The sequence below is a fragment of the Rubripirellula reticaptiva genome (genome assembly GCF_007860175.1).
GTDB classification, from domain to species: domain Bacteria; phylum Planctomycetota; class Planctomycetia; order Pirellulales; family Pirellulaceae; genus Rubripirellula; species Rubripirellula reticaptiva.
Genome location: NZ_SJPX01000005.1, coordinates 386,052 through 400,103 on the forward strand (window position 1 = coordinate 386,052; position 14,052 = coordinate 400,103).

Sequence of the window (14,052 nt, forward strand, 5' to 3'; positions counted from 1 at the left end):
GAACAAAGTTCGACCATCATAGTGAATCAGCCATTGCCGCGCAGTAAAGCCGAAAAACTTTCACAGATGGTGGTTCGTTACCGTTTTGTGTTGGCGTTGGTTGGTGTGATCGCTGCCGCGATTTCCTTTCCCCTCGCACGGCAAGTCGATTTTGATCGCAGCATTCGGGCCATGTTCGCGGCCGACGATCCAACCCTTATCGGCTACCGAGAACTCGAAGACTCGTTCGGTGGCAACGAAGTCGTGATGTTGGTTTACGAGGACGCCGAGTTTGAAACAACCGCAGGTCTAGAACGAAACGAGGCTCTTTCGAATCAGATCGCCAACCTGCCGGGCGTCGCCGGGGTGCTGTCGCCGGCGGTACTGAACCGAGCGGTCGAGAAACTTCGTCCGGGGTCGTTGTTTTCAAAATCCGTAGCGCTGTTCAAGTCCTCGGATCCGGTAGCGAAAGGTTTTATGAACCTGTTTTCTGGCTATACGCATTCGGCTGACCGAAAACGAGCCGCCGTTGTTGCCATGTTAGAACGTGACCACACGCGGCAGACGATCGACTCACTGAAATCAATCGCTGCTGAACTTGACGACCAACCCGATGATGCGATCGGTGACGTCGCCTTGGTCGGCGAACCGGTACTGGTGCATGACGGATTCGAATTGATCCAGCGAGATGGTAAACGACTGGAAATCACAACAATTGTCTTATTGTCGATCGTATTGCTAATCGCGTTGGGCGACATGCGGTTGGTGACACTCGCGGCAATCTCAATCGCTTGGTCGGTCACCATCACCAAGGCAATCATGTTCACCGCCGGTATTGAGCTGTCACTGGTGGCGACCATTTTGACAGCGATCGTGACCGTCATCACGGTCACTGCCATCTTGCACTTAGGCGTGCGGTTTCAAACCAGCATCCGCCGAGGCAAAAGTCGCCCCGCGGCGCTGGCCAAGACGTTTGCCCGACTATCCGTACCGATTTTCTGGACATGCATGACTGATGCGGCCGGATTTGCGGCGTTAGCGGTGTCAGGCATTTTACCCGTTGCTCAATTTGGCATCATGACTGCCATCGCCTCGATCGCCGTCTTCGTTTCGTTGGCACTGTTCGCTCCGACATTATTGATGATTCCCAACATAGGAAAACCAGCCGCCAACCCAATAGTGACGCGTGTCAATCATTTCCTGCACCGAACCGGCTTGGTTGTTGCGTCATGGTCAGTGCACCACCGCACCGCGGTCATCGGCGTGACAATCGTGTGCGTGATTTTTGTGGTGTTGGGAATGGGCCGTGCCGAAGTTGAAACGAGTTTTCTGAACAACTTTCGCCCCGACAGCGAGATCGTGATTGACTATGGCCACGTCGAATCCAACTTCGGCGGCGCCGGAGTCTGGGACATCGTGATGGACACACCTAAGGATCTTAGCGAAGAATACCTGGAGTCAGTTCGCCGCCTGGAAGACGACTTGCGAGGAATAGAGATCGACGGTGCAAAACTAACCAAAGTGATTAGCTTGGCAGACGCCGACTCGGTAGCGATGAAGGTGCGAATTTTGAAATTAGTGTCTCCATCGACAAGACTATCAGGAATGAGTGCGACGATGCCCGTGTTTTTCGCTGCGTTATTGTCGGATTCCGCCGATGGTGAGCCCGGAAAGTTACGCATCATGCTGCGCAGCGAAGAACACCTGGATGCCGAGCGCAAGACTGCGTTGATTGACGAAGTTCGCCGAGTGGTCGCATCAAGCGAAGTCGGCAAAGCGGCGCGAGTCACGGGTTACTACGTGATGATGGCTCGATTGGTCGGGCAGATGATCGTTGATCAATGGCGATGCTTTGCCGCTTCGGGCGTTTTGGTTTGGGGACTGTTGATCGTCGCGACCCGGTCACTAAGGCTAGCGACGCTGGCATTGTTGCCGAATCTGCTACCCGTCTTCTTGGTGCTCGCGGTCGTCGGACTGACGGGCGGAAAAATCAACATGGGCGCGGCGATGATCGCCGCAGTCTCCATTGGTTTATCGATCGACGGCTCTGTACACTTTTTATCGGCATTTCAACGACTGCGTCGCAGAGGTCACTCGTCGATCGACAGCGCCATTCATGCGGCAGGCAACATTGGTGCCGCTGTCGTTCTAGCCACAATTGCATTGGTCGTCGGGTTTGGTGCCATGACGACCAGCCAGTTCGTGCCGACGGCTACCTTCGGCAACTTGATCGCAGCGACGCTTGCGATCGGAACGATCGTGAACCTGACACTATTGCCGTGCCTGGTTGGTGCCGGGCATGTTGCCGAGATCGCGTCGCCACTGGATCAGTCGGCGCACGCTTGATCGATAGCGACCCAATCAATTGCGACAAGTTCATCGTCGGCGAAATCCAGTTGCTGTAAACAGGCGATGTTCTCGATAATTTGTTCCGGGTGGCTGGCCCCAGTCAATACGGATGTGACGCGCTGATCTCGTAAGATCCAAGACAGTGCCATCTGGCCTAGCGTTTGCCCACGTTGATTCGCGATCTCATTCAGCTTGGCGATTTGTTGCAACCGCTTGTCAGTTATCCGCCCCGAATCAATCGCGCCGTTGCCTTGATTGATCGCCGCACGCGAATCAGACGGGATCCCACTAAGGTACCGTGCCGTCAATAATCCTTGGGCAAGTGGTGAAAATGCAATCACTCCGACGCCATTTCGCGCTGCCGTCGGAAACACGGATGATTCGGCGGCGCGGTCAAACAGATTGTACCGAGGCTGATGAATCGTGATCGGCGACCAGCCTTTGGCGATCATCACCGCAACGGCGTCGGCAAAACGGGGATCAGGATAGTTTGACAGTCCGGTGTACAACGCTTTGCCCTGCCGAACGAGCGTCTCGAGAGCGCCGAGAGTTTCTTCGAGCGGTGTTTCGAGGTCGACGCGATGCGAATAGAAAATGTCGACATAATCAACGCCCAACCGTTTCAGCGATTGCTCGCAAGACTCGATCAAGTACTTTTTCCCGCCACCATCACCGTAGGGGCCAGGCCACATCGGGTATCCGGCCTTACTGCTGATGACCAGTTCGTGGCGTGGCATCTCGGTCAATATCTGGCCGAACAACGCTTCACTTGCGCCCGCCGGGTTGCCGTAGTTGTTTGCAAAGTCAAAGTGCGTGATGCCGTGGTCGAACGCAGTAAAGAAGATGCGTTTGGATTCATCCGCATCACGATAGCTTCCGATCCCTTGCCAACCGCCCAAGCTGATTACCGGCAACCGCAAGCCAGAATTACCGCAACGACGGTAGACCATCGAATCATAACGCGACGGATTGAACTTCATGATTGACCTAGCTGTGACAAGGGAGTCGTTAATCAAGTGACCTCGAAATTGAGTCTAACATTCCCGGCAAATCAGGCAAACTTTACGAAGCAAACCTGCAAAACGAGTTCGACCGACGGAACTGGCAATTTCGGCGCAATCCCGACAACCGATCCAATGACTACGGATTATGCAATCCCGACACTTTAAGACTGATTCCCATTTGTATACCCGAACTTTGTTGATGACGCGGGGGGCGCGACTAGCCTTTGCTAGATCAAAACATCAAGGTCAATGCGGCTGTTCGTGTTGTACCTTCTCTCCCCTCTAAGGATTTCCCCCTGTGAAGAAGTTGTATTTCTCGTTCGCCGCTCTCGCCTTTACTGCACTCGGCAGCACACCAGCATTCGCACAGTGCTGTGACGCTGCGCCGGCTTCGGCCGATGTCGGTTGTTCGTCTTGTGGCGCCGCGGCTGTTGCCGACGGTACTGTTGCTGGCGAAGTTGTCGTTGCTGATGGCATGAGTGGCTCGGCTTGTGGACCAACGTACACGACCCAAACGGTCATGGTTCCTCAACAAGTGACCGAAACGAAGATGGTCACGGTCACGGAAATGAAGCAAGAAACGCGTCAGCGTAGCTTCACCGTCATGAACAACGTTTCTCGCGAAGAAACACGCAGCCGTACCGTTTCCAAGCAAGTGCCACGTCAAGTCACTAAGACTCAGACGTACACCGAAATGGTTCCTTCGACTTCGACGCAAGAGTACAGCGTCCAAGTTCCAGTGACGACTCAAGTCGCACAAGAATACACCGTGAACGTTCCCGTTAAGGAAACCATTCAAGTTCCTTACACCGTTCAAGTTCCTGTAACGACCCAAGTTGAAGTTCCTTACAGCGTCTGTGTTCCTTACACAGAAACGGCAACGCGAACTTACATGGTCAGCGTTCCTTACACCGAAACGATCGAGCAAAGCTACACCGTTACGGTTCCTTACACCGAGAACGTCGAACAGACCTACACCGTCAACGTTCCTTACACCGAACAAGTTGAACAAACTTACACGGTCAACGTTCCTTACACCGAAACTAGCGAAGTTTCGTACAACGTCAACGTTCCTTACACTGAAACGATGACCGGAACCAAGACTGTTTGCCAACGCGTTCCAGTCACATCGTTCCGCAACGTTACCAAGGACCTCGGCAGCTTCGTTTGCGAAAGCGTTGAAGTTCCAACTTCGTCGCTTTCCAGCGGAAACGCAGCTAGCAGCAACGGTCGTCGTGGATTGTTCCGCGGCCTATTGGGCGGCCTGTTGGGTCGTCACAACGCCAGCCACTGTGGTTGCGGTGCACCTGCTGCTTGTGGTTGCGAAGCTCCTGTTGCTGCTTGTGGCTGCGAAGCTGCTCCTGTTGCTGATTGCGGTTGCGGTGCGGCTCCTGTTGCCGACTGTGGTTGCGGCGCAGCACCTGTTGCTGACGCTGGTTGCGGATGCGGTGCACCTGCACCAGCTCCTTGCACGACCATCGTTCAACGTCAAGTTTGGGTTCCAAACCTGATCACCGAACAAGTCGCTTACACGACCTACAAGACTGAACAAGTCCAAGTTCCTTACTCGTACAACGTCACCAAGACTCGCTGCGAAACTCGCACTCGTCCTGTCACCGTGACCAAGTACCGTAGCGAAACCAAGACTCGTATGGTTCCTGTCACGAAGACTCGCACCGAAACTCGCACTCGCAGCGTTCCTGTGACGAAGACTCGTCAAGAAACACGCACTCGCCAAGTTGCGATCCAAAAGTGCCGTCAAGAAGAACGTACTCAAGAGTACCTGGTCAACAAGACTCGCACCGAGCAACGTACCCGTACCGAAAACCGCACCAGCTACACGACCGAAACTCGCAGCCGCGATCAAGTCGTATGCAAGATGGTTGCCGAAACTCGCACTCGCATGGTCCCACAAACGACCATGAAGAGCGAAACTCGTACTCGTAACGTTACCGTTATGGTTCCGACCACGAAGACTCGTGACTACACCGTCACCGAATTCGATACGGTCACCGAAGAAGTTCCTTACACCGTCACCGTTGTTGACCAAGTGCCAGAAACGAAGACCGAAGACTACACCGTGTGTGTCCCAGTCCAAGTTGAAAAGGAAGTTCAAGTTTGCACGACCATCATGGTCCCGCAAGAAGTTCAAGTTCCCGTCAGCAGCGGCTTCGGTGCATCGAACGAAGTTATCAGCAACGGCAGTGGCTCGGCAAATGCCGGCAACGGCTGCGGCTGTGGTGCACCTGCCAGCGATTGTGGCTGCGGTTGCTAACCTAACCTCTCGGTCACCAAGTGTGACTTGTTGAGACGACTGAAAAGGGTCGGCGTTCCACTGGATCGTCGGCCCTTTTTTTGTGCGCGGGTTCAACGCCTACGCGTTTGCCATTGCGCAAGCTGGCAGTCCGCAATACGTCAGATCGCTATCACGGCTTGGCTTGTCTTTTTTGATAGGCGACGCGGATTGCCGCCAGCATCATCAGAAATGCCGTCGTAATCACGCGGCAATTCGAACGTCAGAGTCTCGCCGGGCTTCAAGAAACGCTGGGCCACCTGCCATTTCAATGGCTAGTTCAAGACTTCCGAGCTGGAAAACCAAGTTCTTGAACCGTGCAGCGTCTCGTGACGTGGACGCCAATTCAAGTTCTGCCAGAAACTCTTGCACCTCGGCCAAAGCCATTCGTGCGACCAAACGCTCGGGTGAAACGGGTTGAACTTGCATTGCCATTGACCGCCATGCGATGAGTGAACCAGGATTTGGATTACCGCTTTGGGTTGCATCGGCACTCAAACGCCAACCGCGGCACCGATTCCAGCGCCGTTCCACTGCTAGCGATTGAAGCGATCAATCAACCCGCCCGATCAAGTGTCAGAACCATCACATTTGCCACGCTCGATCGCCCGCAGATTGACCGCCCGACGCTGGTCGCTGGTCAATTGCGAATAGACCGCGATCTCGTCCAACGTCCGGTGACAACCCAGGCAAACGCCACTAATGCCAATAGCACAAACGTTGATGCACGGCGACTCAGACTCAGATTCGGATGGGGACGGATCATCCGCAGGCGACGATGTTGACTCAGGCACGCAACCATTCCGTTAGGTCTGATGGGAAACAACTTTGCCATTGATAATGCTCAAAACCACCCTCCGCCCCGCGGTAGGGTCGGACGCAGTAGCGGCCTGGAAGGGCTACATGAAAAACCCTCTCCGGCCGCTACTGCGTCCGACTCTCCCAGAGGGAGAGTAAAATCTCGAACCAATGTGCGTACGATCTCGTGAACTTTTGAGACTCGACCGGCAATGACTAACTATGGCGTCGAGAATTGGTCGGGGCCGCCGGCGATCGGGGAGTGTCGATATTCGACCACTCGCCAACGGTCGCCTTCTTTGCGAAAACGCAACTGCAAAGCTCGCACCACGCGAATATTCTTGACGCCACCACGCTTGGTGCTGACGTCGACTTTCACCGAAAGATCCGCGTCCGCTTCTTTCGGCGACGCTCCTTCGATCATCACAATCGATCGCAACTTGTTGACTTTGGCCATCGTGAATTCGAACTGAGGCAGCTCTTGCCGGGCCATTGCTTCGGCTTTTTCGTCGCCGATGATTTGATAGGCACGTTCGAAATCGTTTCGCTCGACGGCGTCAGCCGTTTCGTAGATCAATGCTTCGATTTGTTCGCGATCGGTTTCCCAGTTCGATGCAACCATGAACGCTACGGGGATCAACGCAAATGCGATGCCACCCATAACCGCCGCAGGCTTCTTGCCGGTTTGCAACCACCCGTACACGAGTGCCCCACCTACCAACGCCAGCATCATTGAAACGATCCAAGGCTGCTCGGCAAGCAAATCGTTCATGGCAAGGACCACACGGTTAAGGATAAAAGACAAAGCGGCAGACGCCGCTTCATCTTATCAGATACCGCACCTTGCGACCTTCAATCCCGCGTTCTACTTGCCCAACTTGGCAGCGAAGATGGGACCACCGTACTGTGCCGTGTCGCCCAACATTTCTTCGATACGGAGCAGTTGGTTGTACTTGGCCATACGATCGCTTCGGCTTGCCGAACCCGTCTTGATTTGGCCCGTCGACAAAGCAACTGCCAAGTCAGCGATGGTCGAGTCTTCGGTTTCGCCGCTGCGGTGGCTGCTGATCGAAGTGTAGTTGTTGCGGTGAGCCAACTGGATCGCGTCGATCGTTTCGGTCAGCGTTCCGATCTGGTTGACCTTGATCAGAATGCTGTTCGCGATTCCTTCGTTGATCCCGCGTTGCAGGCGATCAACGTTAGTGACGAACAAGTCATCACCGACCAATTGAACCTTTTTGCCAATCTTGTCGGTCAGCTTCTTCCAAGTGTCCCAGTCGTCTTCGTCACAGCCGTCTTCGATGCTGCAGATTGGGTACTTGTCACACCAACCGGCCAAGAAGTCGACCATTTCGGTGCCCGACATCTTGTTGCCGTCGATCGAATAGGTCTTCGAATCCTTGTCGTAGAATTCCGTCGAAGCAGCGTCCAATGCGATCCAGACTTGTTCGCCAGCTTTGTAACCCGCTTTGTCAATCGCCGTCATGATGACGTCGAGTGCTTCTTGGTTGCTCTTCAAGTCAGGTGCGAAACCACCTTCGTCACCAACGGCCGTGTTGTAGCCCTTTTCGGTCAACACCTTTTTCAGGTTGTGGAAAATTTCGGTACCGCAGCGAAGTGCGTCACTGAATCGTTCGAAACCCAATGGCATCACCATGAATTCTTGAACGTCAACGTTGTTGTCGGCGTGTTCGCCACCGTTGATGATGTTCATCATCGGGGCCGGCAACATGCGAGCACCCGCACCGCCGAGGTAACGGTACAGCGGTTGTCCGGTGCACGAGGCCGCAGCGTGTGCGGTGGCAAGCGAAACACCTAGGATCGCGTTGGCGCCCAAGTTCTTCTTGTTCGGCGTGCCGTCCATTTCGATCATCGCTTGGTCGATGCCGGCTTGGTCGGTTGCGTCCATGCCTTCAAGTGCTTCGGCGATCTTTTCGTTGACGTTATCAACCGCGGTCAAAACGCCTTTGCCCATGAACACGTTCTTGTCGCCGTCACGCAGTTCCCACGCTTCGTGCATCCCGGTGCTGGCACCGCTGGGCACGGCAGCCCGTCCGTGCGAACCGTCCGACAACAGGACTTCGCATTCGATCGTCGGATTACCGCGGCTGTCGAGAATTTGGCGGGCGTGAATGGCTTCGATCAAAGTCATGAGAGGTCTCGTGATAGCTGGAAAGGGTAAAGTGTTTGGTTCATTCCGGGCTGGCATTTTGTAGCATCGCTGCCAAACTGGCTAGGAGTAGGGCGATAGGTTTTAGAGGCGATGTTTAGGTCCAGGGCGAACGAATTCGTCTAGAATTCCTATCCGGATCCATGCTGCTATCCCGCAAAATCGCCTTTTCCAATTCCTCACACCCCCACCCACCCGTCTATGTTTACCGGACTCGTCGAAACGCTTGGCACGATCGTCAATGTCTTGAACCAGGATCCGGGCAAACGGTTCACCGTTGACGCCGGGTTAGTGGCAGAGGATGCAGCCATTGGCGACAGCATCTGTATCAACGGCTGCTGCCTGACCGTGGTCGCGATCAACGGGACTAATCTGGATTTCGAGGCTGGCGCCGAGACGTTGTCTCGCACCAATCTGGGTGAACAAACAGTCGGATCCCAAGTCAACCTGGAAAGATCGCTGGCCGTCGGCGATCGAATGGGCGGCCATTATGTGTCAGGACATATCGACGCGGTCGGCATTCTGATCGAGCGGGTGGACGATCCGCCATGGGCTAATCTGCGGTTCAGTATGCCCCGGCATTTGGCATCACAAGTCGCGTCGAAGGGCAGCATCGCGATCGACGGGATCAGTTTGACCGTGGTCGACGTGAGCGAAGACACGTTTACGGTCGCCTTGATCCCCCACACCCTAACCGTCACGACGCTAGGAAACCGAAAGGTCGGCGACCGAGTCAACTTAGAAACCGACCTGTTGGCCAAGTACGTCGAGCGAGCCGTCATCAATCGCGACTAGGATTGAACGCCTACCTCCAAGTAGCAAATCAACGCTGGGCGTTCCTCCACTTTCCGTTTTCCAAACCAACACCTACTCAAACTGTCCCCCGTCCATGAACCAGCCACGCCAAACCGCGACTTACCTATCCAAACGACTCGCCGCAGCGGGGCTGCGTCCGGTCTCGCGTTTTGGCCAGAATTTTCTGATCGACTTGAACTTGGTTGACTTGATCGCTCGGTCGGCCGAGATCCGCAAGGACGACGTAGTGCTGGAAATTGGCACAGGGATCGGATCGCTGACGACACGACTTAGCGATCAAGCCGGTGCCGTGTTGACGGTTGAGATCGACAACAACTTGCACCAAATGGCGAGCGAAGAATTGGCTGGCCGACCGAACGTGAAAATGATTCACGGCGACGCGTTAAAGAACAAAAACACGCTGCGCCCCGAAATCATGGAGAACATTCGCGATGCGATGGCTCGTATCGGCGAAAAGGCTCGGTTCCTGCTGGTCGCCAACCTGCCCTACAACGTCGCTACGCCGATCATCAGCAACTTGCTGCACGAGACTCCGGCGCCCGATGTGATCGTCGTGACGATCCAAAAAGAGCTTGGCGACCGAATGATCGCGGGGCCCGGATCGAAAGACTACGGCGCACTGAGCGTATGGATTCAATCGCTGTGCGATGCCGAGATCGTGCGGATCTTGCCGCCGACGGTATTCTGGCCTCGCCCGAATGTCGACTCAGCGGTGATTCGGCTGGATCACAAACCCGAGCGGCGGGCAAAGTTCGAAGACATCAATCACTTCCACACGACCGTCCGAGCCTTGTTCTTCCACCGCCGCAAGTACTTGCGTTCGGTCGTGATCAGTGCGTTCAAAGGACGACTGGACAAGAACCAAGTCGACAAGGTGCTGCAGTCGCTTGGCCACGGCGAAACGGCCCGAGCAGAAGAACTAGACGTCACTCAAATCCAACAACTCGCCGAAGCACTGCGTCAAGCTGAACTCAATGCCTAGCGACAATCGTCAGCGTCTAGCTAATTAGAAAATAGCTGATTAGTAAATAGCTGATTAGCAAACCGCATCGAAACAAGTTGGCAATATTTCACTCTCCCTCTGGGAGAGTCGGACGCGGTAGCGGCCGGAGAGGTTTTTGAGAACGGCCTCCCCGCCGCTACAGCGTCCAAACCTCCCTAGGAACGGGAGGGTGACATTGGGTTTGCGAATGCCGGATTCATTTCCGAAAGAAACTCTCGGCGAGTTTCGCTACCTGAATACGGAATGACCAGCGAGATTACTTTTTCTCGCCCGCGTCGGTTTCCTTCTGGGCTTCTTCATCGGCTTCGGCTTTCTTCTTTGCGTCGGCCTTGGCCTTCTTTTCAGCTGCTGCGATTTCAGCCTTGTCGGCCTTCGCTTTCTCCGCTGCAGCGAGTTGTTCGGCGGTCGGTTCGACCGGGAAGTTCACCATGGTCAAGCCGCGATCGATCAACCATACGTTGCGATAGCGGACCGGGTCACCGTGGTCCTGCAACTTGATCGGCAGCAACGTTGGTGCTTCGTCTTTGCCAGCGCCCGTTTGTGCTGGCAAAGGCACGTTGTCTTGAACCTTGACTCCGTTGACCCATGACGTGATATGCGCATTTCGAATCTTGGTGCCGTCCGACGCCCAGCGAGGCGATGTGAAGACGACGTCATAGGTTTGCCAAGTCAGCGGCGGAAAACACATGTTCAAATCCGGCTTCTTGAATCGGTACAACGCACCACAACCGTTGAAGACAGGATCCTGGGCAAACGAGTCCAACACTTGGCACTCGTACCGACTTTGCAAATACAGACCACTGTTGCCGCGGCTTTGTCCCGACGCCTGTGGCATGTAGGGAAGTTGGAACTCGACGTGCAAATTGAAATCCTGAAACATAGGTTCCAGATCCGCGCCCGCCATCAACAGTCCGTCGTCCGTCATCGTCGCGTTGGTGAACTGGTCGACGCTGGTTCCGTCAAACAAGACCGTCGCACCCTCGGGCGCAGGTGCTCCCATTGTCGGGCTGGTTCGCGTGATGCGTTCTAGCTTTCCGAGCTTGGTGCCTTCGCGGTCGACCAACGTGCAGCCTTCGGCGGAAACAAACATTGCCCATGGACCGCCGGACAACACCACCATGTCGCCGCTACGACGACCGATCAATCGGATCGGCTCGCCACCAAATTCAGGTTGCCCGGGAAGCCCGCCAGTGAACGAGAGAGCGTCAAAATTGTCGCCGCCCACCGGACGAATCTGCAGCCCAATGGTTTCTTTTTCGTCGTCACCGGTCGAGATCTCGCCGACGAACTCGCCCAGCAACGGATAGTTCGCATCGTCGGCGGGTGGCGCCGTGTAGGCAGGCCCCTTGCCGTTGTTTTCGGGCTTCGCTACCGCGTCGGCGGCGAATACCGGCGAGGAAAGCGTAGAGGCAATCAGTAACGCAGAGAAATGACGACGCATATCGGATTCTTCAAGGGTGGGTAAACAGGCAGGACAAAGAATCCGCCTATTCTAATCACCCAGAACCAGCCCGCGACACTCGGGCTCATTTGGCGATGTGCAAAAGCCCCATATCGAGGCTCAAAACCATCACCACCGTTCCGGCCCCACCTGTTCCGGACCCACCCGCAGGCTGTCGTAATGCAGTTCCCGGGTAGGCGATCGAAAACGAGACCTGAACTCAGAGCCGACGATTTTCAACTGTCGACGCAGGTTTCTAGGAACCGAGCCAACCGGTGAAAATCGCTGGTCGTTTCGATGTAACGGACCTTGGTCACCAGCGTCTTAGGATCGACCAATTCTTCGAATGGCACATAGTGCAGGTTGAATTGTCCGGAAACCGAAACCATCACTCCGTTGAGTTTCTCTTCGACGAGTGCTCGATAGGCACCGACGCCTAATTGCGAACCCAGCATCACATCGTAGGCATGCGGCTGAGCACAACGGGCTTCGTATCCCATCTGCAATCCGTTGACCTTGCGAACTTTGCCCGATCGCTCTTTGTAACGATCCGCCAACAGTGACGCCATCATTGCACCAAAGTTGATCGATGCGATGTTGATGTGACCGTGGTCATCTCGGCTGACGCCTTCCAAGTACTTCGACGGCAAGAATTCAGCCATGCCTTCAGCAACCACGATCGTTCCGTACTCGCGGCCCTCACGTTCGCGAGCCAACATCATGTCGACCATGCGATCGATCACGCGGTCCATTTCCATGACCTTGCGAGTCGCACCCGTTTCAACGTTGATGACTTCGGTTTCCGCCAAACTGCCGGTGATATCTTCGACCGACAACACCATCGATGCTTCGCCAGCGATCGCAGCACCATAAGCCAACCATCCGGCGCTTCGGCCCATCGCTTCGCAAAGGAAGTACGCCCGACCGGCTGCGGCGTCGTAGTTCAGGTTGCGAATTTCTTCGGCAAGCGTTTCAACCGCCGTGAAGAAACCAAACGTAAAATCGATCCCCGAGTAATCGTTGTCGATCGTTTTCGGCAAGTGGATGACGGGGAACTTGCGAGCACCTGCGGGCAAGTTGTCTTGGAACATCTTGATCTTGTTGGCCGTCTTCAACGTGTCGTCGCCACCGATCGAGATCAGTGCGTCAACTTCTAACGAGCACAAACCTTCATAGACGCGGCGCAGCGGCGCGACCAAAGCAGAATCCTTCAAGTGCTCCGGTGAACTAACATGTTTGCCTGGGTTGGTGCGAGCGGTGCCGATCATGATGCCGCGACTGCAGCGGGCGTTGGTCAACGTTTCGTGAGTGAAACGAATGTAATCGGTGCCTTCTTGCAGCGGCCCGGCGGCGGTGTACTCAGCCAGTCGGCTGTAGCCGTGCTTGATCCCGAAGACTTGAGCGCCTTCTTCGAGGAACGAATGAGCCGCAGTCGAAATGACAGCGTTGGCGGCTGGAGCCGGTCCACCCGCAAACAGGATCGCAACGCGTTTGATGTCAAAATTGGGTGAGTCAGGCATATCGTCGTGTGATCAAAGGGTGCAAAAGAATCATTCACAAGCGAGGATTTTACGTGCCAGACGTGTTTACCGAAAGGATCCCGCAACGCCGCCGACGGCCCCCTAAAGCCCCCGCAGGGGAAACACAGCACTAATTGGGGGACAAATCCCAATCAGGCAATCTACGTTGACTAAGTTTGGAACCAAATGTTGGTATCAGACGTGCAGCGAGCTAGTTAGCAGGAACCACCGATCCGCCGGACTGCCGCATCACTTCCCAGACACCGGCGTCATTGTGACCTTGAAAGAACTGCCGGCTTGGTGGTCCGTATTCATCGACCGAGGGCTCGCCGCTTGCGTCCAGCCATGCACCGCGTTGCAAGACTAGCGGCAGCACGTCAGGATCGGCCTGGTACGCCGCTTCGGACAGCACAATCAATCGGTCGTCGCTGCCGGTGGCACCAAGTTCGACGGCATCATCAACGATCCCGTTGAACCCGTCATCCACGAGCGCGATCCCTGGCAATCCGTCTGGGCCCGCATCCACACCAATGAGCGCACGTGCGTCATATGTCTTCGTCGCCACCGGCGCATCGAATTGAATCTCAGCGGCCGGCTGAACCATCGATCCGGTTAGCGACCACAATCGATAACCCACCGCCAAGCCAAGCAAGCACCAAATCAACGAACGCACTCGAGA

Annotated in this window: 12 protein-coding genes; 4 read left to right on the plus strand and 8 right to left on the minus strand. The window is 55.2% G+C overall.

Annotated elements, in window-relative coordinates:
• The first annotated feature begins 21 nt into the window (after positions 1-21).
• On the plus strand, positions 22-2,325 hold the full coding sequence (locus tag Poly59_RS22570; RefSeq protein ID WP_186776455.1) for an efflux RND transporter permease subunit: 2,304 nt from the start codon (positions 22-24) through the stop codon (positions 2,323-2,325).
• Here the strand turns inward: Poly59_RS22570 and Poly59_RS22575 are convergent.
• Positions 2,307-3,308: an aldo/keto reductase gene (locus Poly59_RS22575; protein ID WP_146536374.1), complete on the minus strand. Its 1,002-nt coding sequence runs from the start codon at positions 3,306-3,308 to the stop codon at positions 2,307-2,309. The genes Poly59_RS22570 and Poly59_RS22575 overlap by 19 nt on opposite strands.
• Positions 3,309-3,630: 322 nt before the next feature.
• On the opposite strand from Poly59_RS22575, the gene Poly59_RS22580 reads away from it, so the two are divergent.
• The gene (locus Poly59_RS22580) at positions 3,631-5,607 is read left to right on the plus strand and encodes a hypothetical protein (RefSeq protein WP_146536375.1); all 1,977 of its coding nucleotides are present in this window, start codon (positions 3,631-3,633) and stop codon (positions 5,605-5,607) included.
• A 222-nt stretch (positions 5,608-5,829) separates the two neighbouring features.
• Here Poly59_RS22580 and Poly59_RS22585 read toward each other — a convergent pair whose 3' ends face one another.
• From Poly59_RS22585 to eno, 4 genes are all read right to left on the minus strand, one after another.
• On the minus strand, positions 5,830-6,060 hold the full coding sequence (locus Poly59_RS22585) for a hypothetical protein (protein WP_146536376.1): 231 nt from the start codon (positions 6,058-6,060) through the stop codon (positions 5,830-5,832).
• 134 nt (positions 6,061-6,194) lie between these two features.
• On the minus strand, positions 6,195-6,419 hold the full coding sequence (locus Poly59_RS22590; RefSeq protein ID WP_146536377.1) for a DUF1289 domain-containing protein: 225 nt from the start codon (positions 6,417-6,419) through the stop codon (positions 6,195-6,197).
• Positions 6,420-6,643: 224 nt separating this feature from the next.
• A complete protein-coding gene (locus tag Poly59_RS22595; protein WP_146536378.1) occupies positions 6,644-7,195 on the minus strand; it encodes a hypothetical protein in 552 nt (183 codons plus the stop codon).
• A 93-nt stretch (positions 7,196-7,288) separates the two neighbouring features.
• Positions 7,289-8,575 carry a phosphopyruvate hydratase gene (gene eno / locus Poly59_RS22600; RefSeq protein ID WP_146536379.1) on the minus strand — a complete coding sequence of 429 codons (1,287 nt, stop codon included), beginning with the start codon at positions 8,573-8,575 and terminating at the stop codon, positions 7,289-7,291.
• A gap of 219 nt (positions 8,576-8,794) precedes the next feature.
• On the opposite strand from eno, the gene Poly59_RS22605 reads away from it, so the two are divergent.
• Together Poly59_RS22605 and rsmA are read left to right on the plus strand one after the other, a co-directional pair.
• Positions 8,795-9,388 carry a riboflavin synthase gene (locus Poly59_RS22605; protein ID WP_146536380.1) on the plus strand — a complete coding sequence of 198 codons (594 nt, stop codon included), beginning with the start codon at positions 8,795-8,797 and terminating at the stop codon, positions 9,386-9,388.
• Positions 9,389-9,482: 94 nt separating this feature from the next.
• A complete protein-coding gene (rsmA, locus tag Poly59_RS22610) occupies positions 9,483-10,391 on the plus strand; it encodes a 16S rRNA (adenine(1518)-N(6)/adenine(1519)-N(6))-dimethyltransferase RsmA (RefSeq protein WP_146536381.1) in 909 nt (302 codons plus the stop codon).
• Positions 10,392-10,668: 277 nt separating this feature from the next.
• On the opposite strand, the gene Poly59_RS22615 is transcribed toward rsmA, so the two are convergent.
• The 3 genes from Poly59_RS22615 to Poly59_RS22625 form a co-directional block, all read right to left on the minus strand.
• Entirely contained in the window at positions 10,669-11,853 is a 1,185-nt protein-coding gene (locus tag Poly59_RS22615; protein ID WP_146536382.1) for a 3-keto-disaccharide hydrolase, read from the minus strand.
• Between the two features lie 236 nt (positions 11,854-12,089).
• Positions 12,090-13,373 carry a 6-phosphofructokinase gene (locus Poly59_RS22620; protein ID WP_146536383.1) on the minus strand — a complete coding sequence of 428 codons (1,284 nt, stop codon included), beginning with the start codon at positions 13,371-13,373 and terminating at the stop codon, positions 12,090-12,092.
• A 211-nt stretch (positions 13,374-13,584) separates the two neighbouring features.
• A complete protein-coding gene (locus Poly59_RS22625) occupies positions 13,585-14,046 on the minus strand; it encodes a hypothetical protein (protein WP_146536384.1) in 462 nt (153 codons plus the stop codon).
• Positions 14,047-14,052 lie beyond the last annotated feature (6 nt).

Coding starts and splice junctions, on each gene's coding strand:
- Poly59_RS22575 (WP_146536374.1), bottom strand. CDS start 3,308: ATGAAGTTCAATCCGTCGCGTTATGATTCGATGGTCTACCGTCGTTGC.
- Poly59_RS22585 (WP_146536376.1), bottom strand. CDS start 6,060: ATGGCAATGCAAGTTCAACCCGTTTCACCCGAGCGTTTGGTCGCACGA.
- Poly59_RS22595 (WP_146536378.1), bottom strand. CDS start 7,195: ATGAACGATTTGCTTGCCGAGCAGCCTTGGATCGTTTCAATGATGCTG.
- eno (WP_146536379.1), bottom strand. CDS start 8,575: ATGACTTTGATCGAAGCCATTCACGCCCGCCAAATTCTCGACAGCCGC.
- Poly59_RS22605 (WP_146536380.1), top strand. CDS start 8,795: ATGTTTACCGGACTCGTCGAAACGCTTGGCACGATCGTCAATGTCTTG.
- rsmA (WP_146536381.1), top strand. CDS start 9,483: ATGAACCAGCCACGCCAAACCGCGACTTACCTATCCAAACGACTCGCC.
- Poly59_RS22615 (WP_146536382.1), bottom strand. CDS start 11,853: ATGCGTCGTCATTTCTCTGCGTTACTGATTGCCTCTACGCTTTCCTCG.
- Poly59_RS22620 (WP_146536383.1), bottom strand. CDS start 13,373: ATGCCTGACTCACCCAATTTTGACATCAAACGCGTTGCGATCCTGTTT.